This is a genomic window from Pedobacter rhodius (assembly GCF_027213645.1).
Taxonomy (GTDB): Bacteria; Bacteroidota; Bacteroidia; order Sphingobacteriales; family Sphingobacteriaceae; genus Pedobacter; species Pedobacter rhodius.
Window position 1 is genome coordinate 710,504 of sequence record NZ_JAPWGL010000003.1, and the last position, 20,346, is coordinate 730,849.

A 20,346-nucleotide genomic window follows, 5' to 3' on the forward strand; every position below is an offset into this window, starting at 1 on the left:
ACGGCATAAAGCATAAAAAATAAAGATTATCATTAACCATGAGTGAAAAAGTTAAGGTTACGATAGATGGAATAACAGTAGAGGTTGATAACGGAACCACTATCCTAAATGCCGCAAGGCAAATTGGAGGTGATATCGTTCCGCCGGCAATGTGCTATTATTCTAAGTTAGAAGGCAGTGGTGGTAAATGCCGTACCTGTATTGTTAAGGTAACAAAAGGTTCGGAAAAAGATCCACGCCCGATGCCAAAATTGGTTGCATCTTGCCGTACAACAGTGATGGACGGTATGGAGGTGCTTAATATTACTTCGCCAGAGGTTTTAGAAGCACGCGCAGGTGTGGTGGAGATTTTATTGATTAACCACCCATTGGATTGCCCGGTTTGCGACCAGGCAGGTGAATGTGATTTACAAAACTTAGGTTACGAACACGGCTTGCAAAAAACGCGTTATGAGTTTGAGCGCCGTACTTTCGAACGTATTGATATTGGCGATAAAATTCAATTACATATGAATCGTTGTATTCTGTGTTATCGTTGTGTTTTCACGGCTGACCAGATTACAAACAAACGTGTTCATGGTATCCTAAATCGTGGCGACCACTCAGAGATTTCGACTTATATCCAGCAAGCAGTTGATAACGATTTCTCCGGAAACGTGATTGATGTTTGCCCTGTTGGTGCCTTAACCGATAAAACCTTCCGCTTCAAAAACCGTGTTTGGTTTACCAAACCAGTTGACGCGCACCGCAACTGCGATCATGAAAAATGCAATGGTAAGGTAACGCTCTGGTATAAAGGAGAAGATGTTCTACGTGTTACGGCTCGTAAAGATCAGTTCGGAGAAGTAGAGGCGTTTATCTGTAACACCTGCCGTTTTGATAAGAAGGCAACTTCTGACTGGGTTATTGAACATCCGACACATATTGATGATACTTCGGTAATCGCATCAAATCATTATGAAACATTAAAACCTTTGCACGTTATTCAGCCGAATCAGGCGTTACAAGCTGCAAATGAAATTGAATTACATAAAACAGTAAAATACTAATGGATACAGGTTTTATCATAGAAAAATTTATTCTGGTAGCCGTAATTTTCGGTATCAGTTTGGTAATTGCCATGTATTCTACTTATGCGGAGCGCAAGGTTGCAGCTTATCTTCAAGACCGTTTAGGTCCGGATAGAGCTGGTCCTTTTGGTATTTTACAACCACTTGCCGACGGTGTAAAGATGTTTATGAAAGAGGAAATCATTCCTACCACATCAAATAAATGGTTATTTATCGTTGGCCCGGGTTTAGCATTACTTTGTGCCTGTATTGGTACGGCCGTTATTCCATGGGGCAGTCCGATGGTTATCGGTGATAAAGTTATTCCTTTACAGGTTTCTGATATCAATGTAGGCGTTTTATATATCTTTGGTGTCGTTTCACTTGGTGTTTATGGGGTAATGATTGGCGGTTGGGCGTCGAATAACAAATACTCTTTATTGAGTGCAATTCGTGCAGCGTCGCAAAATATCAGTTATGAAATCGCAATGGGATTATCCATCATCGCTTTGCTTTTAATGACGAATACTTTAAGCTTAAAAACAATTGTTGAACAACAGCATGGCTGGCATTGGAATGTTTTATACCAGCCGTTAGGATTTTTAATCTTTATGGTATGTTCTTTTGCTGAAACCAACCGTGCGCCATTCGACTTACCTGAATGCGAAACGGAATTAATCGGTGGTTACCATACAGAGTATTCATCAATGAAATTAGGTTTTTACCTTTTCGCTGAATACATCAACATGTTTGTTTCATCGGCAGTAATGGCAACTTTATATTTCGGGGGCTACAACTATCCGGGTATGGATTATATGGCTACATTGCTAGGGCCAACCTGGGCACCTTTATTTGGAACAGCGATTTTATTTGCTAAAATATTTTTCTTCATCTTTTTCTTTATGTGGGTACGCTGGACAATCCCTCGTTTCCGTTATGACCAATTGATGAATTTAGGTTGGAAAGGTTTAATACCTCTGGCCATTGCCAACATTATAATAACCGGTGTTGTGATTGCGATTATTGAGAAGTTTTAATTATGGAATCATTAAGTAATAAGAAAAAAGTACTGGAACAAAAGCCTTTGAGCTTTATGGAACGTATGTACCTGCCTGCAATTGCAAAAGGCATGGGCATCACCATCAGCCACTTATTCAAAAAAGAGGCGACAGTAAGATATCCGGAGGTAGAACGCGAATTCTCGGCAAACTTTAGAGGGATGCACTCCCTTAAACGTGATGAGAACGGAAAGGAACGTTGTACAGCTTGTGGTTTATGTGCCTTATCTTGCCCGGCTGAAGCGATTACTATGATTGCCGCTGAACGTAAGCCGGAAGAAAAACATTTATACCGTGAGGAAAAATATGCGGCAACTTATGAAATTAATATGTTGCGTTGTATTTTCTGCGGATTATGTGAGGAGGCTTGTCCGAAGGAGGCAATTTATTTAGACGGACCAATTGTACCAGCGGATTATCTACGTAAAGATTTTATTTACGGGAAAGATAAATTAGTTGAGGCTCCGTTGGAAATGAAAAAATAAATTATGGTTCGTGAAGACACGAACCATGGCAATAGACATAAAGCCTCGGTTCGTCTTGTGACGAAAAGAAATACAAATAATGGTTTGTGGTGACACAAACCATGGACATAAACAAATAACAAATTAATGAGTACACAAGTATTCTATTTCGTAGCTACATTAAGTATCATCTTTTCGCTGATGGTGATTTTTGCAAAAAATCCTATTCATAGCGTTCTGTACTTAATCCTTACCTTTTTCACATTTACGGTACATTATGTATTGTTGAATGCTCAATTTCTGGCGGTGGTAAACTTCATTGTTTATATGGGTGCCATCATGGTATTATTTTTATTCGTACTGATGCTCCTCAACCTGAACAAGGAAACCGAGCCGGTAAAATCGCCGTTGATTAAAATTGTAGGCGTAATTGCAGGTTGTTGTTTAATTGTAACCTTAGTAGGTTCATTTAAGGCGGCTACGATTACAAGTCCTTTAATTTTGAAAAACCCGGGACTGGGTTTGGTCGAAAACTTAGGTAAAGAGCTTTTCGGGCCATTCTTATTACCATTCGAATTATCATCTCTATTACTATTGGCAGCAATGGTTGGAGCCGTTTTATTATCTAAAAGAGATGAGGTAGAGGCATAATGGAAAATTTAACTATACAAATGGCAGGCGTTCCGCTAAATCACTACATCTATTTATGTGCGATTATTTTCACAATCGGTGTAATTGGTGTGCTAACCCGCAGAAATGCAATCGTAATTTTTATGTCGGTTGAGTTGATGTTGAATGCAGTAAACCTGCTTTTAACAGCTTTTTCAGTTCATAGTAACGACCCATCAGGACAGGTTTTCGTATTCTTTATTATGGCGCTTGCTGCTGCAGAGGTTGCAGTTGGTTTAGCGATTATTGTAATGGTTTACAGAAATACGAAATCGATAGATATTAATGTTTTAAATCGCCTTAAGTGGTAAATATATATTAAGAATGACAATAGAACAATTGATTTGGTTGGTTCCGTTACTTCCTTTTTTAGGGTTTGTAATTAATGGACTGGGCAGAAAATCTTTATCTAAAGGACTTGTTGGTATCATCGGAAGTGGTGTAATCTTAGCCTCTTTCATCATCAGCGTAGTTATTTTCTTTAGCTTGCAAGGCGATACACAAAAATCTCATGAAGTATTTTTATTCGATTGGATTAGCGCAGGAACTTTGCATATTCCACTTTCATTCCTGGTTGACCCTTTGAGTTCAATCATGCTCTTGATTATCACGGGAATTGGTTTCTTAATCCATTTATATTCCACGGGCTACATGCATGATGATGAGGGATTCGGTAAGTTCTTCTCCTACCTGAACCTGTTTGTGTTCTTCATGCTATTATTAGTACTGGGTTCAAACTACATCGTGATGTTTATCGGATGGGAGGGCGTAGGTTTATGCTCATACCTTTTAATCGGTTTCTGGTACACCAATACCGCTTATGCATCAGCAGCAAAAAAAGCTTTCGTAATGAACCGTATTGGCGATTTAGGTTTCCTGCTAGGTGTATTCTTACTATTCAATTTCTTCGGAAGTGTTGAATTCTCGAAAATTTTCCCTCAGGCAGCGAATATGTTGCCGGGAAATAATACTTTGGTTTTAATTACCATTTTATTATTTATCGGTGCCTGCGGTAAATCGGCACAATTGCCATTATTTACCTGGTTGCCGGATGCAATGGCCGGACCAACACCGGTTTCTGCGTTAATTCACGCAGCAACGATGGTAACAGCAGGTATCTATATGATTGCCCGTTCAAGTGTGCTGTTCGATTTAGCGCCGCTTACGCAACACATCATTGCAATTGTAGGTATTACAACTGCTTTAGTGGCAGCTATCATCGCTTTAACTCAGACTGATATTAAAAAAGTATTGGCGTATTCAACCGTATCTCAACTGGGCTACATGTTTTTAGGCTTGGGTGTGGGCGCTTATACAGGTTCTTTCTTTCATGTTTTAACGCACGCATTCTTTAAAGCATTATTATTCCTGGGCGCCGGCTCGGTTATTCACGCCATGCACCACGAACAGGATATGCGCCATATGGGTGGATTAAGAAAAAAACTTCCGGTTACTTTCTTAACCATGATGATTGGTACAATCGCAATTGCAGGCTTACCGCCGTTTTCAGGCTTCTTCTCAAAAGATGAAATCTTGGCAAATGCCTATCAATACAGTCCTATTCTTTGGGGAGTTGGTGTGTTAACTGCATTCTTAACTTCTTTCTATATGTTCAGGATGATGTTCCTGACTTTCTCCGGTAAATACAGGGGTACGCATCATGAAGAAAGTCATGTACACGAATCGCCAAAAGCGATGACGATTCCATTAATTATTTTGGCGATTTTGGCTGCGATAGGCGGCGCAATTAACATTCCTCATGTTTTCGGTGGCAACGAGTGGCTGGCACATTGGTTATCACCTGTAGTTGCACAACACGAATTAGAGTTAAGTCATTCAACTGAATTTATCTTGATGGCCGTTTCAGTTGTTGCTGCTATTATCGCTTTGTTTTATGCTTACACAAGATATGTAAAAAGTGCCCGTGTTCCTGTTGCGGATGAGGCACCACGTTCTGCACTTGCGAAATTATCTTACCATAAATTCTATTTAGATGAGATTTACGATTTCATCATTACAAAACCTTTGGATGCTTTTTCAAGATTCTTCTACAGAATTATCGATACAAAATTCATTGATGGAATTGTAAACGGATTGGGTTGGAGTACAAGCGAGGCCAGTAAAGGCGTTCGTTTATTACAAAGTGGAAATGTAGGTTTCTATATTTTTATGATGGTTATTGGTATCATCGCATTGCTTGCTTATACATTTTATTACATCTAAAAAGGGTTCAAAAATAAATAATGGAACAACTTTTACTACTTATATTTCTTCCGCTTGCAGGTGCTCTAATTACAGCGTTTGCAGGTAAGTCGGCTAAAATCGTTTCGACCGTAATTTCGGTTGTCTCTTTGGGCCTGGCTTTGTTCATCGCGTGTAACTTCATTCCAAATGCAAGTACACAATTTGAAGCAAACTTACCATGGATTGCAGATTTGGGCATTCGTTTTCACGCAGGTATTGATGGTATCAGTATGCTTGTGGTTTTGCTTACTAATTTGTTAATTCCGATTATCATTTTATCAAGCTACAGACACGATTATAAAAATCCATCTGCTTTTTATGCATTAATTCTATTTATGCAAGCTGGTTTATTGCTGGTATTTACCGCGATGGATGCTTTCTTATTCTACATTGGATGGGAAGCCGCATTAATTCCAATCTATTTCATCTGCGCATTCTGGGGCGGAAAAGACAGGGTTCGCATTAACATGAAGTTTTTCGTTTATACGATTGCAGGTTCATTATTTATGTTGATGGGAATCATCTATCTGTATTTACAAAATCCTGCACACAATTTTGATATTCAGGCATTTTATGCCTTAAACTTAGATAGCGCGCAACAGGGTTGGATTTTCTGGGCTTTCTTTATTGCCTTTGCGATTAAAATGCCGATTTTTCCTTTCCATACCTGGCAACCCGATACTTATACAGCAGCGCCAACTCAGGGCACCATGTTGTTATCAGGTATCATGTTGAAAATGGGTATTTACGGTGTCATCAGGTGGTTGTTGCCAATTGTACCAACAGGTGTTCAGGATTGGTCTTGTTTGGCAATGGTGCTTTCTATCATAGGAATTGTTTACGCATCGCTAATAGCTTTTACGCAGAAAGACGCTAAACGTTTAGTTGCTTATTCCTCTATTGCTCACGTTGGTTTAATATCGGCAGGTATTTTTGCATTGAACCAACAAGGTTTACAAGGCGCAATGGTTCAAATGTTAAGTCACGGAATTAATGTAGTTGGTTTGTTCTTCGTTTTAGATATCATCTTTTCTCGTACAAAAACCAATAAAATTGAAGAATTGGGTGGTATTGCTAAATCAGCGCCACAACTGGCAATTGTTTTCTTAATCATTGTTTTAGGAACAGTAGCTTTACCAGGAACAAATGGTTTTATTGGAGAATTCTTGTTGTTAATGGGCGTTTACAATTACGGCATCTGGGCTGCAGCTATTGCCGGCTTAACCATCATTTTCGGAGCCGTTTACATGTTGCGCATGTACCAAAACGTAATGCTTGGCAAAACCAATGAATTAACGATTACTTTCACCGATATTCAGGGAACTGAAAAATTGGTTCTTTATATCATTTGTGCATTAATCATCATTTTGGGTGTGTATCCAAAACCATTGTTGCATTTAACAGAGGCATCTGTACAACATTTATTAGAACAGGTAAATCAAAAATTAACATCAGTAAAATAAGCAATGAATATTATAATAACCATTAGTATAACAGCTTTTATTGTGCTTTATGCAGGTTTGTTTAAAGCAAATAAGGCATTATTACCGCTTACCGTTGTTGGCTTACTTACTGCGTTAGGATTTACTTTTTCGGCATGGAATGGCAATGCTGTTCACTTCGGAATGATGCAGACTGATAATTTTGCCCTTGCATTTTCAGGCGTATGTATTATTGGTACCCTTTTGATTTTCCTTTTAACACAAAACTATTTTCACGCAAAAAGTGATAACATAGCCGAATACTATACCTTAATTCTTTTTGCCCTTGCAGGGATGATTATGATGGTTTCGTACAAAAATATGGCCATGTTGTTTGTTGGTCTGGAAATCATGTCTGTAAGTTTATATATCCTTGCCGGTATTCGTAAAAAAGATTTTGCATCTAACGAAGCCTCATTGAAATATTTCCTGATGGGTGCTTTTTCTACAGGTTTCTTATTGTTCGGTATCACTTTAATTTATGGTGCTACAGGTTCATTCGATTTAGATAAAATCCAGGCTTATTTAGTAGATAACAGTAAAGCGATTTCTCCAATCTTTTATCCCGGCGTAATCCTGATGATGATTGGCTTAAGCTTTAAAGTTGGTGCAGCCCCCTTCCATTTCTGGACACCGGATGTATATGAAGGTTCGCCAACCTTAATTACAACGTTCATGAGTACCGTCGTTAAAACGGCTGGTTTTGCTGCTTTTTTAAGGTTATTCGCCGGAGCATTTGAGCCACTTCACGATTTCTGGGCTGCGCCCTTAATTGTTATCGTTTGTTTAACTCTATTTATTGGTAACGTTACGGCTTTATTTCAAAAGAACTTCAAACGTATGCTGGCTTACTCCAGTATTTCTCATGCTGGTTATTTATTGTTCTCTTTGGTTGTAGTTGGCGCTAACTCACAAAATAGTGTGTTGGTTTATGCAACAGCTTATACTTTTGCATCAATCATCGCTTTTGCAGTTTTAATTTTAGTAAAACAAAAAACAGGGAACGATAGCTTTGATAGCTTCAATGGCTTAGGTAAGAAGAATCCTTTGGTTGCCTTATCGCTAACTATTGCTATGCTATCATTGGCAGGTATTCCTCTAACAGCTGGTTTTATCGGTAAATATTTAATGTTCCTGAACGTAATGGGTGAATACCACACCATTTTAGTTGCTTTTGCAATCCTAAATGCATTAATTGGTTTCTATTACTATTTCAGGGTTATTGTAGCGGTTTGGTTTAGAGAAGGAGCGGAAACAGAACTTTCAACACCTGCTCAGTACAAAGTTGTTTTACTGGTTTCGGTTGCCATTACGCTAATTTTGGGTATTTATCCGGCAATTATTTTAAACCTGATATAGGTATACACTTGTTTGATAATTATTTGTAGTTTTACGAATAATTGAAATATGCACGATTTTTGGACTAACCTGCATCAGCTAATTGACCCCGAGAAATTATTGAGGGAGGGCGGTTTCTATCTCGTTATATTCGTGATTTATGCTGAGACAGGATTATTCTTCGGCTTTTTTCTCCCGGGCGATTATTTATTGTTTTTAGCCGGAATGTTTGTTGCAACAGGCAAACTTGATGTAAATATTGCAGTTCTTTTAGCCGGTTTATGTATAGCCGCTATTTCGGGTAACTTTACAGGTTATTGGTTCGGGCGGAAAACAGGCCCAGTGTTATATACCAGGAAAGACAGTTTCTTTTTTAAAAAAAAGTATCTTAAAGCAGCCGAAGATTATTATAACAAACAAGGTGCCTTTGCATTAATTATGGGCAGATTTGTTCCGATAGTCAGAACTTTTGCACCGATTTTTGCTGGAGTCGTAAAACTAGACTTTAAAAAATTTGCTTTTTATAATATCATAGGCGGTGTGCTTTGGATTTGCTCCCTCACATTATTAGGTTATTTTTTGGGCAAAAGATTTGAGAAAGAGATAAATCATTATTTATTATATATTATTATTGGCTTTATCGTGATAACAACTATCCCTTTATTGATTACCTTTGTAAAAAGTAAAGTAAAAAGCCCTGAAGAGGAAAAGACAGATTAAATTAAAATGGCAAAAGACGATCACCACGCATGGCATAGCGTATCTCCCGGTAAAAACGTTCCGGAAATTGTAAATGCAATTATAGAAATTCCAAAAGGCTCAAAAGCCAAATATGAAATAGATAAAGAATCTGGTTTAATTAAGTTAGACAGGGTTCTTTTTTCATCAGTAATGTACCCGGCTAATTATGGATTTATCCCGCAAACGTATTGCGACGATAAAGACCCTTTAGATATATTAGTGCTTTGCTCTGTTGATGTGTACCCAATGACATTAATTGAAGCAAAAGTTGTAGGGGTAATGCATATGGTTGATAATGGTGAACAAGATGATAAAATTATAGCTGTTGCAGCACATGACATGTCAGTTAACTATATTAATGATTTAGATGAGTTACCACCTCACCAGATGAAAGAAATTGTTCGCTTCTTTCAGGATTATAAAGCATTAGAAGAGAAAAACGTAACTATCGAACATTTATTAGGTGTTCGTTATGCACATAAAGTTATCAGAGAAAGTATAGAACTTTACAATACAACATTTAGAGAATTAGCTTAATGGATTTACCCACGGTCTGTTTGTTTTTCAATTTAGAGCTAAGTGCAATTCTACCGGCAAACGTAGTATTGGTTGCCCTGCAAGATCCTGATACGGGTTCTGTGGGATGGAGGTTGTTCTTCGCATTATTTTTGGTGCTTTTAAACGGATTTTTTGTTGCTGCAGAATTTGCAATTGTAAAAGTTCGTGCATCTCAAATAGAAATTAAAGCAAAATCAGGAAGCCGTGTCGGTAAAATGGCTAAGGGAATCATCCACAACCTTGATGGATACCTGGCCGCCACTCAATTGGGTATAACGCTTGCCTCACTTGGTTTGGGTTGGGTAGGGGAAGGCGTTATGCATACCATCTTTAAAAATCTTTTTGACAGTTTACACTGGGGTTTCAGCGATACATTTATCCATTCAGCATCAACGGTCGTTGCTTTTTCAGTAATTACAATAATGCATATCGTTTTTGGCGAATTGGCTCCGAAATCTTTTGCAATACAAAGACCAGTAGCAACTACTTTATTTGTTGCCATTCCGCTACAGATTTTTTACATCGTTTTCAGGCCGTTTATATGGACATTAAATAGTTTAGCTGCGGTTATTTTAAAACCTTTTGGCATCGATACTTCGGGCGGCCATGAATCCCTGCACAGTACTGAAGAACTTCAATATCTGTTAGACCAGGGAAAAGAAAGTGGGGCTTTGGATAATAATGAACATGAACTGATTAAAAACGTTTTCGACTTTAATGAACGCGTGGTTAAAAATATCATGGTGCCGAGAACAAAAATCTCCGGTATCGAATTAACTTCTCCAAAAGAAGAGGTAGTTGACACCATTATAAAAGAAGGCTATTCCCGTTTACCGGTTTATGATGAGATTATGGATAAAATTGTTGGCATTATCCATGCGAAAGACATTTTACCGCTGGTTGCATCCGGCAATCAAAACTGGACGGTAAATGACATTATCCGTAAGCCTTATTTCGTTACAGAAACTAAGAAAATCAATGATTTGATGAGCGAGCTGCAAAGCAATCGCATTCAAATCGCAATTGTTTTAGATGAATTTGGTGGAACTGCAGGTATGGTTACCTTAGAAGACATTGTTGAGGAACTGGTTGGTGAAATTCAGGATGAGTATGATGAAGAAAAACCATTGGTTGAAAAAATATCTGATAATGAGTTTATTGTAAATGCTTTTGCAACCGTTTATGATGTGAATGAATATTTGCCTCACGATTTGCCGGAAGATGAAGATTTTGATACCATTGGTGGTTTAGTATCTCATGTATTTGAACGTATCCCCGAGGTTGGTGAAAGTAATGAATCTTACGGCTATCTGTTTACTATTTTAAAGAAGACAGAACAAAACATCGAAACAATTAAATTAGAGTTGGTTATAAATAAAGGAGATATGGTTGATAATCATTAATTTCAACTATGCATATTTTTTATACACCTGATATAAATCAAAATTCATATACCCTTAACGAAGAAGAAAGCAAACATTGCGTAAGGGTTTTACGCTTACCTATCGGTTCGCTGGTAAATCTTGTTGATGGTAAAGGTGGATTTTATACCGCTGAAATCACATCAGATAACCCTAAAAAAGTAAGCCTGTCTGTTTTAAAGGTTGAAAAAGAATTTCATAAAAGAAATCACTACCTGCATATTGCCGTTGCACCAACAAAAAATATAGATAGAATTGAATGGTTTTTAGAAAAGGCAACTGAGCTTGGAATTGATGAAATTACACCTATCATTACGAATAGATCGGAACGTCGGATTGTAAAAGAAGACAGGTTAAATAAAGTGATTACTTCTGCGGTTAAACAATCTATTAAAGCCTATCACCCCAAATTGAATGATGCGATTTCTTACGAGGCCTTCATGAAAACTTCTTTTGAAGGAGATAAGCTAATTGCACATTGTATTGATAATGAAGAGAAGAAGTATATCTCAGATTTAGTAGCGCCACATCAAAAATATTTAATCCTTATTGGTCCTGAAGGCGATTTTACGCCGGAAGAAGTTGATTTAGCTTTGAATAAAGACTTCAAAGCTTTAACTTTAGGAGAAAACAGGTTGCGCACAGAAACCGCTGCACTGGCTGTTTGTTTTGAAGTAAATTACCTTAACCGATAATCAATTTGAAGTTTCCAAGCATCAATTTTCAGTTTTCTAAAGTAAGGTTATTACTGTCTAGCTTTGGCCTTTTGGCCTTAGTCTTTATTCTTTATGCTTTCAGCGCTGTTCCCTCTTACCGAATGGCCAAGCTAAAATATAATGGCGGAGGCGATTGGTATGCCGATAGGACAGCACTTCCGAATTTAATTGCTTTTTGCAATACAAATCTTAAAACAAATTTTTATCCTGAAGAAAGTATTGTTGAAGTTGGTTCGAAAGAATTGTTTAGTTATCCTTTTGTTTACATGACGGGGCATGGAAATGTTATTTTCAGCGACCAGGAAGTTAAAAATTTGAGGCAATATTTAACCGGAGGGGGTTTTGTGCATATTGATGATAACTATGGTTTGGATAAATTTATCAGGCCGCAGATGAAAAAAGTATTTCCTGAACTGGAATTTGTGGAGTTACCTGCCAATCATGTCTTGTATAATCAAAAATTTAAATTTCCGAACGGTTTGCCTAAAATTCATGAGCACGATAATAAACGACCTCAGGGATTCGCTTTAATATATAAAGGCAGAGTCGTTTGTTATTACACATTTGAATGCGATTTGGGAAACGGCTGGGAGGATTTCGGCACTTATCCCGAAGATACGCAGGAAACACGTTCAAAAGCGCTTAAAATGGGCGCTAATTTAGTTCAGTACGCTTTAACACAATAATATGTACAAAGTAAAAGTTAATGATAAATTCCATTATAATGTGGATACAAAGGGCGCAGAAGTTTTATTAAACAGCGAGCCTCTACATATTGATGTAAGTGATTTAGGAAATAATCTTTCCAATATAATTTATAACAACAAATCATTTAACACAGAAGTTGTAGAACTGAATAAGGCAGAGAAATTCTGCATTATAAAGGTTAATGGAAACACTTATAAAGTCGATGTAGAAGATCAGTTTGATCAATTATTAAAGCAATTGGGGCTTGATAAATTAGCTTTAAATAAAGTAGCAGAAATAAAAGCACCTATGCCCGGGCTGGTTTTGAATGTTAAGGTAACTGAAGGCGAGGAGATTAAAAAAGGGGATAATTTGTTGATACTGGAAGCAATGAAAATGGAGAACATCTTAAAATCCCCATCAGATGGCATCATAAAGAAAATATTAGTAAAACAAAACGATAAGGTTGAAAAGAATCAGGTCCTTATTCAATTTAAATAGCTGTTTAAGTTTTTAGCAAAAAAAAGTCCCGATTTTGTCGGGACTTTTTTTGTTTTTATCGTCTAGGATTAAACGGCTTTTCTTTGATCTGTTTAAAGTTTCTTTTGCCTGCTGTACTAATTTCCGGAGCACCAAGCATTGTCATTGCGCAACGAAACCCGATTTCAGCTGATGCTTCATCCTGTTGAAGGAAACGGCGGGTTGCCGGATTTAACCAGTAAGCCATATCATTCCATGAACCGCCTTTATAAACCCTTGATTTATCATTAACCAGAGAAACACCTTCTTCATTTAACAGTTTATTCTGTCTATCGCGATAGCCTCTTTCATCCGCCTGATAAGAAGTTACCATGGCTTTCGGATCAGGTGATTTTGCAATTGAATCTGCACGTTTTGCTAACGCCTGCTTTTCTGCCCAGGTTAATTTTTTTCCGGAATAAGCATTTTCCTTAATAGGCTTACCATATTTGTCTAAAGCAATTTTACCATTAGCGGCATCTGCAAGTTGCTTATCCTGAAACTGGTTACCACGGTATGGATTAAACGCTTCAGCATCGGTAAATGTTCCCGTACGATAAACATCATTTACCCATTCATTAACATTACCTGCCATGTTATATAAACCAAAATCGTTTGGAGCATAATAACGAACCGGGGCTGTTAAATCTGCTTTATCATTTAATGAACCGCCAACACCCATGTAATCGCCAGGCGCTCTTTTAAAGTTAGCCTGCACCAAACCTCTGGTTTTTTTTGCAGCAGAACTAACACCAAGGCCGTTCCATGGATAAATTTTATTCTGGTTGATGTTTTCGTATTCAGTATTGCCAATTAAGCCTAAAGCAGCATATTCCCATTCGGCTTCTGTTGGTAAACGATAAGGCTGCATAATTACACCATCTTCCAGAGTCGCATTTCTTGTTGGAACAGCATTACCACCTCTTCCGCCTGCAGCGCCAACAGATGCGCCTGCTTTTGCATTATAATCTTTTGGTGCATTTCTACCCTTATCGTCATATTGGCCATTCAGATAAGCATCAGTATTAAAAGGTTTATCTGGTCTTGCAGCGGTTGTGGTGCCGGTTGTTGTGTTACCACCGCCAGATTTATTTGAAGCGGCTAAAGTTTTATAATCCGTTAAAATACCCTTCTGACGTAAAATATATTCATTGGCTTGCGAAGTTCTCCATTCACAGAAACGAGACGCTTGTTCCCAACTTACACCTACTACAGGATAGTCTCTGTAAGCGGGGTGTCTTAAATAATTATCTACATAAGGTTCATTGTATGATAACGCCCGGCGCCAAACTAATGTATCGGGTAGTTCATTATAATAATATTCGCGATCTTCAGGATAGCTTGTTCTAATCCAGTGTAAATATTCCAACCAGTCTGTATTCGAAACCTCTGTTTCGTCCATATAAAACGAAGGAACAGTAACCTGTCTTTTATAGTTATAGATATTCGGTTCAACACCCGGAACTTCAATTGCACTGCCGCCTACAACCAAAACACCACCTTCAATCGGGATTAAGCCCGGTCCGGGAGCGCGTTTGTATTTGCTTGCTACAGCGAAACTGCCATAAGTTTTATTATTCTTATCAGCATAAGGAATCCCTGTCTTACTGGAAACACCTCCTTTATTACTTCCACAAGAAGAAAGTAATAAAGCGATGGCAAAACAAGAAAAAGAATATAGTAATTGTTTTTTCATAAAATGCTGTATAATATGAACCAGGGCTCATTTAAATGATAAAATTACGGAAATTTAAATGATTTAATAAATTTTGTACCAATAAATGTTTTGAATGTGTTTTTTTAAGCAAAACGTATTAACTATCAATGTATTGTATATTTGTTAAAATACTTTAATAAAACCTCAAAATACGATTTTTAAGCGACAGTTTTAATATAGTATTCAGGATAATTTGATTGGTCATTTAACGTTCATAAATATCTGATAGAAAAGTCGTAGTTTTAGTTAGTGAAAAATTCAAAATGCGTAAGTTTACTGTAAAATATAATTTTGAACTTTACGTTTGATAATAAATATATTCGGCAAAAATATTAACTTACAAAAATCTTATTTACGTACCTTAAGAATGAATTTCAAGTACATCAGTAAACTTGCTTTTTCTGCATTGTCTTTTGCTTTAATTTTTGGAAAAGCAAATGCGCAGGCAACTATTTCAGGTACCCAAACTAATGGGAGCGAATCCAATAATATCGTTACTGCGGTGCCGTTTTTGCTGATAGTGCCTGATGCGCGTGCAGGAGCGATGGGTGATGCAGGTGTTGCTGTGCCGGGTGATGTAAACTCAGCAAGTATAAATCCGGCTAAACTTGCCTTCCTGGATAAACCTTATGGATTTGCCCTTTCGTACAGTCCATGGCTTAAAAGTCTGGTTCCGGATATCAATCTTGCTTATCTGGGTGGTTTTTATAAACTTGATGAAAGAAATACAATTGGTGCTTCCTTAAGGTATTTTTCTTTAGGGCAAATTCAGCTAACAGATATTAATCAGCAGGATTTAGGTATTTCTAATCCCAATGAACTTGCATTAGATGTGACATTCGCACGTTCTTTCGGTAAAGAATTTTCATTAGGAAGCTCATTGCGGTACATTTATTCCAACCTGGCTTCCGGCCAATTCTCTTCAAGCGGACAGGTTCGCGGTGGAAATGCCGTTGCCGTAGATATTGCAGGTTTATATAAAACATCGACAACTCTTTTTGATAAGAACACAATTTTTTCTGCCGGCGCAAATATTTCGAATATCGGCACGAAGATGAGTTATTCTGATGGCGGCCAAAGTTATTTTCTTCCTACGAATTTTAAACTGGGTGGTGCAGGAACGATTGCGATTGATGATTTTAATACATTCACTTTAGCTTTAGACTTTAATAAATTACTGGTTCCAACCCAACCGATTTATGATTCAAATAATAATATTGTGAGTGGGAAAGATCCTAATCGTTCAGTGCCTGCCGCAATATTTGGTTCATTTTCTGATGCACCGGGAGGTTTCAGTGAAGAGTTAAAGGAAGTTGGGATTTCTACAGGTTTTGAATACTGGTATAATCAACAATTTGCCATTCGGGGAGGTTATAATTACCAGAGCCCCCAAAAAGGAGACAGCCGTTATTTCACTTTAGGCGCCGGGTTGAAATATAATGTTTTTAACATTGATTTCGCCTATCTGATTGCAAGCGCACAATCAAGCCCGTTAGCAAATACCTTGCGCTTTAGTCTTTTATTCAACTTTGGAGAGAAAAAAGGCTTAAAATAAACGCAATGCTATTTTAGCAATTTCGTGCCCGTATTTTTAATGTATTTTTATGAAAATCAGAGTAGGATTTGGATTTGACGTCCATCAATTAAAAGATCAGCATCCTTTTGTGGTTGGCGGCGTTACGCTCGAACATCATAAAGGCGCCTTCGGGCATTCTGATGCCGATGTTTTATTACATGCCATTTGTGATGCGCTTTTAGGCGCTGCAAACCTGCGTGATATTGGCTTTCATTTTAAAAATACAGATGACAGATGGAAAGGCATCAGTAGCCTGATTCTGTTAAAAGAAACCGTTAAGCTATTAACTGAAAAAGGCTGGCAAGTTGGAAATATTGATGCGATGCTTTGTTTAGAAGCACCAAAAATCAACCCTCATATTCCGGCCATGCAGGAAAATATCGCCGCTGCGATTGGAATATCTACTGAAGATATTTCGATAAAGGCAACAACAAATGAAATGATGGGCTTTGTGGGGAGGGAAGAAGGGGTAGTTGCTTATGCAGTTTGTTTAATTGAGAAAATATAATATCAAATCTTATTCAATTATTGGTATTGTTAGCGATTTAACTTAGGCTTGTAGGCTGCAGGCGGGGTGTAAGGTTGGTGGGCCACCAAACTTGTGGTTGCAAAACTCTGGTTAGGCATTTCGACAAGCTCAATGTGACAAAATTTATAAATAAACGTCGTATAGCTGATTACTAAGTCGTTGCTTCCTTTACATTACCGGTCCTTTTAAGCGTTCCCCAGGTTTCTAATTCACCTTTTATCGCTTTTCGAAAAGAACGGAACAAAACCAGGTACATTAATTGCCGCCAGAAAAAACGCTGTGGGAAGATGTACAATAGATTTTTGAATTTTTCATTTTCCATTTTAAAGGCGATAGCTGCAAAAATCATATCTACAAAAATGAAAATCAGGTAATAAAATAAAACCTGGCCAAAACCATTATGTAAACTTAATATTCCGGAAAAACCGGTAAGCGTCAGGTTATTTATAGCACTTAAAGAAAATAATCCGCTGATTAAAGATATGACCATAAACAAATCTGCCAATGGTGAAAATAGTGGCAGGATGATTTGATAGATCAGGATATTTGGCATCCCAACCATTCCAAAGTAACCATATTTTTTGTTCAGCAAAGTTTTTCTGTTTTTCCAAAAACTCTGCATTACACCAAAGCTCCAGCGGAAGCGCTGCTTTAGCAGCATATTTACTGTTTCAGGCGCTTCTGTATAGGCAATTGCCGTATCACAATTTTTAACTTTATAACCGGCTTTTAAAATCCGCATGGTTAAATCACAATCTTCCGCAAGCGTATCAACCGTAAAAGCGCCGACTTCCAGAACGGCATCTTTACGAAATGCACCAATTGCACCCGGAACAACTGTAATCGTATTTAATAAATCGAAAGCACGACGATCCATATTTTGAGCCGTAATGTACTCAATGGATTGCCATTTTGTAATCAGGTTATGTGCATTACCAACTTTTACGGTTCCGGCAACTGCGGCTATTTTAGGGCTGTAGAAATAACGCATCAACTCTGTTACCGCATTGGTTTTCAGCTGGGTGTCTGCATCAATACAAATTATATAGTCGGCATTCGCTTTTGTAATACCGTAATTAAGTGCAGATGCCTTACCGCCATTTTCTTTACGGTAAATTTTAACCTGCGGATGATTTCCAAAAGCTTCACTTATAATATCGAAGGTCTTATCCTTCGAGCCATCGTCAACAAAAATTAATTCAAAATTCGGATAGTTTGTTTTTAAAAGACTATTAATCGTTTGTATTGCGGTAATTTCTTCATTATATGCCGGAATAATGATGCTAACTTTTTCTGAAGGGTTTTTTATCAGCTTATGGATATTTCTCCCCGATCTTTTTCGTTGTCTGATGGCCAGGTAGGTAATAAAAATTGTTCTTAAAATTGCTAAAACAATGGCAACGCTGAAAACGATGTTCAGGATAAGGTTTCCATAATAAAAGAAATTGATAAAGAAATAATCTCCTGAGCCGAGGAAACCACTATTCGCACTGGATTTTACTGCAGGCATGAGTTCAGATCTTTTCTTTCCCATTAAATCGCCGACAGTCGTAAACTTATAACCCTTTTGCTTAAAATATTTTATAATTCTGGGTAATGCGGCAACTGTTGCTTCCCGGTTTCCGCCAGCATCGTGCAATAAAAGAATATTTCCATTGTCTTGCTGTTTTACAACAGCATTAAAAATCTGTTCAGCGGTTTTACCGGGTTCCCAGTCTTCGGGATCGATTAGTTCGCCAACATTAATGTAATTTTCCTTGCGGCTTTGCGCAACCGGTAAAATTTCAGAAGTGTTCTGAGGTTCGGCATCGGCATTAAAAGGAGCCCTGAATAATATAGTGCTGTGCCCGGTAACTGCTTCAATTAAACGCCGGGTTGCATTCAATTCAAATTTAACCCTTCTTGGCCCAACTGATGACATATCGGGATGAAAAAACGTGTGGTTTCCGATTTCATAGCCATCATCATATTCCTGCTTTAAAAGTTCCATGTTTTTTTCGGCCATAATACCAACTACAAAAAAACAGCCCGGAACATGTTCTTCCTTTAAGATACTTAATATTTGGGGTGTGTAAACCGGATCGGGGCCATCATCAAAAGTCAAAGCTATTTTTTTATCTGCTTCACCAAATCTTTTAATCACATATTGCGTTGGTAAACGCATATATTGCTGATTGGCAATCGTAAAATCGTCTTTATTAAGCGTAAATCTAACGGCGCCCGGATTTGGAGTGGATATTAGATCAAGAATTTCGCCATCTCCAAGATAGGCAATCCCGCCCATGGTTAAAGGTGATACCTTACGTAAATCGAGTGGTTTTTTCTTTAAAGAATCTAAGCTCAAATCTTTTGAAATGAATTGCCATAAGCGTTTATCTTCCGAACCTAACCGCCATAAGGCGATACCCGCAATATCCCAGTCGTCCGCTTTGCGGATTAAATTAAAATTTGTTGCTGCATCGGTAAAATATACTTTATGGTTTATGCCGCTGCCATCTTTATAAGTAAAATTCAGATTTGCCGAAGCGGTATCGAAATTTACCCTGCTTTTGTAATTAACGGCTAAGGTCATTGCAGTTTCATAAGTAACCGGAGTTCCTATACTTTTTTCAGGCCAGTCGTAACCGTAACAGGCCAATGCCAGAATTACCTTTCCGGCATCCATTTTACTGCAGATATCATCGAGCTTTTCTTCTACCCATTCCTGATGGCAAATATCGCCGGCGTTACTATCTTCCGAATGCTGATCATATGCCATTAATACTATGTAATCATTATAATGCTGTAAAATTTCAGGATTATAATCATCATTTTCAGGAGAAATATCCTGAGAAACCAGCAGCTTTTCGGCATGAAACTGACTATAAAGATTTTTCATGAAAGCATTGAAGCTGTCTCGGTTGTTAAGATTCAGTTCTTCAAAATCGATATTTATACCTTTGTAACCATATTTTTTGGTTATGCTTATAAGGTTATAAATTAGTTTTTGCTGAGCAGGTATATCATTTAATAGTCTTTTAACCGCGGCGCCATCCCAATGATCTTTATTAAAATTAGAAACCACGGCGATTGCCGATTTCTTACCTTCATGAATTACGCGTAAAGCAGCGGTGTCTGCCTTATCCACAATCGAATCGCCATTCAGGAAAAAAGATTCTGTAGCAACCATATCCAGATGACCTATATTTCTTTTTAAATCAGGTAAAGATTTTCCAACAGTTCCTGCCCAGCTCACATAAAAAGCCATATTAATGCGTTTATTGTCGCCATGTCGGGTCAGAATTCTTTGCTCGCGATCTTTTTTTATTTTTTGCAATCTGGATTTTGCAATCGAAAAATTTTTGTATTGCTGCGATTTTTTCAGCTTTTCTAATTGCTTCTCAGTTAAAGGCCCATTTGTATTTATATAGGGTAAATTTGGATACTGAACTGATGAAAGTGTGAAGGCCACGCAAATTATGGCGCCTATAAAAACTAAAAAAAATGAACGGCTTACCCAGGTGAAAGCATTCCATCGTCTTTTAGTCTCAGTTTGAAATATTTGTTTTCCGGACATTTTTCTGTTCTGATTTATGTAAC

General features: G+C 37.7%; 18 protein-coding genes. 16 read left to right on the forward strand and 2 right to left on the reverse strand.

What is annotated here, in order from left to right:
* Nucleotides 1-38 precede the first annotated feature (38 nt).
* The 14 genes from O0931_RS13170 (at nucleotide 39) to O0931_RS13235 (ending at nucleotide 12,927) form a co-directional block, all read left to right on the forward strand.
* Nucleotides 39-1,049: an NADH-quinone oxidoreductase subunit G gene (locus tag O0931_RS13170; protein WP_269416041.1), complete on the forward strand. Its 1,011-nt coding sequence runs from the start codon at nucleotides 39-41 to the stop codon at nucleotides 1,047-1,049.
* Complete coding sequence (gene nuoH, locus O0931_RS13175) at nucleotides 1,049-2,086, forward strand: NADH-quinone oxidoreductase subunit NuoH (RefSeq protein WP_269416042.1); 1,038 nt, start codon at nucleotides 1,049-1,051, stop codon at nucleotides 2,084-2,086. Before O0931_RS13170 ends, nuoH begins: the two co-directional genes overlap by 1 nt.
* A 2-nt stretch (nucleotides 2,087-2,088) precedes the next feature.
* Nucleotides 2,089-2,592 carry a NuoI/complex I 23 kDa subunit family protein gene (locus O0931_RS13180; protein ID WP_010601899.1) on the forward strand — a complete coding sequence of 168 codons (504 nt, stop codon included), beginning with the start codon at nucleotides 2,089-2,091 and terminating at the stop codon, nucleotides 2,590-2,592.
* Between the two features lie 126 nt (nucleotides 2,593-2,718).
* On the forward strand, nucleotides 2,719-3,222 hold the full coding sequence (locus O0931_RS13185) for an NADH-quinone oxidoreductase subunit J family protein (protein ID WP_056086867.1): 504 nt from the start codon (nucleotides 2,719-2,721) through the stop codon (nucleotides 3,220-3,222).
* Nucleotides 3,222-3,551 (forward strand): NADH-quinone oxidoreductase subunit NuoK, encoded by a 330-nt coding sequence (nuoK, locus tag O0931_RS13190; protein ID WP_269416043.1) that lies wholly within the window; start codon nucleotides 3,222-3,224, stop codon nucleotides 3,549-3,551. Before O0931_RS13185 ends, nuoK begins: the two co-directional genes overlap by 1 nt.
* Before the next feature lie 13 nt (nucleotides 3,552-3,564).
* Nucleotides 3,565-5,463, forward strand: coding sequence for an NADH-quinone oxidoreductase subunit L (nuoL, locus tag O0931_RS13195; RefSeq protein ID WP_428982689.1), 1,899 nt, complete (start codon nucleotides 3,565-3,567; stop codon nucleotides 5,461-5,463).
* A gap of 20 nt (nucleotides 5,464-5,483) precedes the next feature.
* On the forward strand, nucleotides 5,484-6,947 hold the full coding sequence (locus O0931_RS13200; RefSeq protein ID WP_269416044.1) for a complex I subunit 4 family protein: 1,464 nt from the start codon (nucleotides 5,484-5,486) through the stop codon (nucleotides 6,945-6,947).
* Between the two features lie 3 nt (nucleotides 6,948-6,950).
* Entirely contained in the window at nucleotides 6,951-8,324 is a 1,374-nt protein-coding gene (locus O0931_RS13205; RefSeq protein WP_269416045.1) for an NADH-quinone oxidoreductase subunit N, read from the forward strand.
* 48 nt (nucleotides 8,325-8,372) lie between these two features.
* Complete coding sequence (locus tag O0931_RS13210; RefSeq protein ID WP_269416046.1) at nucleotides 8,373-9,023, forward strand: DedA family protein; 651 nt, start codon at nucleotides 8,373-8,375, stop codon at nucleotides 9,021-9,023.
* A gap of 6 nt (nucleotides 9,024-9,029) precedes the next feature.
* Nucleotides 9,030-9,581 carry an inorganic diphosphatase gene (locus O0931_RS13215; RefSeq protein WP_056086886.1) on the forward strand — a complete coding sequence of 184 codons (552 nt, stop codon included), beginning with the start codon at nucleotides 9,030-9,032 and terminating at the stop codon, nucleotides 9,579-9,581.
* Nucleotides 9,582-9,682: 101 nt separating this feature from the next.
* Nucleotides 9,683-11,005 carry a hemolysin family protein gene (locus O0931_RS13220; protein ID WP_269416270.1) on the forward strand — a complete coding sequence of 441 codons (1,323 nt, stop codon included), beginning with the start codon at nucleotides 9,683-9,685 and terminating at the stop codon, nucleotides 11,003-11,005.
* A gap of 8 nt (nucleotides 11,006-11,013) precedes the next feature.
* Nucleotides 11,014-11,718: a 16S rRNA (uracil(1498)-N(3))-methyltransferase gene (locus O0931_RS13225; RefSeq protein ID WP_269416047.1), complete on the forward strand. Its 705-nt coding sequence runs from the start codon at nucleotides 11,014-11,016 to the stop codon at nucleotides 11,716-11,718.
* 122 nt (nucleotides 11,719-11,840) lie between these two features.
* Nucleotides 11,841-12,425 (forward strand): DUF4159 domain-containing protein, encoded by a 585-nt coding sequence (locus tag O0931_RS13230; protein WP_269416048.1) that lies wholly within the window; start codon nucleotides 11,841-11,843, stop codon nucleotides 12,423-12,425.
* A gap of 1 nt (nucleotide 12,426) precedes the next feature.
* Nucleotides 12,427-12,927 (forward strand): acyl-CoA carboxylase biotin carboxyl carrier protein subunit, encoded by a 501-nt coding sequence (locus tag O0931_RS13235; protein ID WP_269416049.1) that lies wholly within the window; start codon nucleotides 12,427-12,429, stop codon nucleotides 12,925-12,927.
* A gap of 55 nt (nucleotides 12,928-12,982) precedes the next feature.
* Here the strand turns inward: O0931_RS13235 and O0931_RS13240 are convergent, their stop codons facing one another.
* Nucleotides 12,983-14,641, reverse strand: a complete 1,659-nt coding sequence (locus tag O0931_RS13240) for an SUMF1/EgtB/PvdO family nonheme iron enzyme (protein WP_269416050.1) — start codon at nucleotides 14,639-14,641, stop codon at nucleotides 12,983-12,985.
* A gap of 388 nt (nucleotides 14,642-15,029) precedes the next feature.
* Here O0931_RS13240 and porV point away from each other — a divergent pair, with 388 nt between their 5' ends.
* Together porV and ispF are read left to right on the forward strand one after the other, a co-directional pair.
* Entirely contained in the window at nucleotides 15,030-16,217 is a 1,188-nt protein-coding gene (porV, locus tag O0931_RS13245; RefSeq protein ID WP_269416051.1) for a type IX secretion system outer membrane channel protein PorV, read from the forward strand.
* Between the two features lie 49 nt (nucleotides 16,218-16,266).
* Nucleotides 16,267-16,746, forward strand: a complete 480-nt coding sequence (gene ispF / locus O0931_RS13250; protein ID WP_269416052.1) for a 2-C-methyl-D-erythritol 2,4-cyclodiphosphate synthase — start codon at nucleotides 16,267-16,269, stop codon at nucleotides 16,744-16,746.
* A 172-nt stretch (nucleotides 16,747-16,918) separates the two neighbouring features.
* On the opposite strand, the gene O0931_RS13255 is transcribed toward ispF, so the two are convergent.
* Nucleotides 16,919-20,323 carry a trifunctional glycoside hydrolase family 18/polysaccharide deacetylase/glycosyltransferase family 2 protein gene (locus O0931_RS13255; protein ID WP_269416053.1) on the reverse strand — a complete coding sequence of 1,135 codons (3,405 nt, stop codon included), beginning with the start codon at nucleotides 20,321-20,323 and terminating at the stop codon, nucleotides 16,919-16,921.
* Between the last annotated feature and the right edge of the window lie 23 nt (nucleotides 20,324-20,346).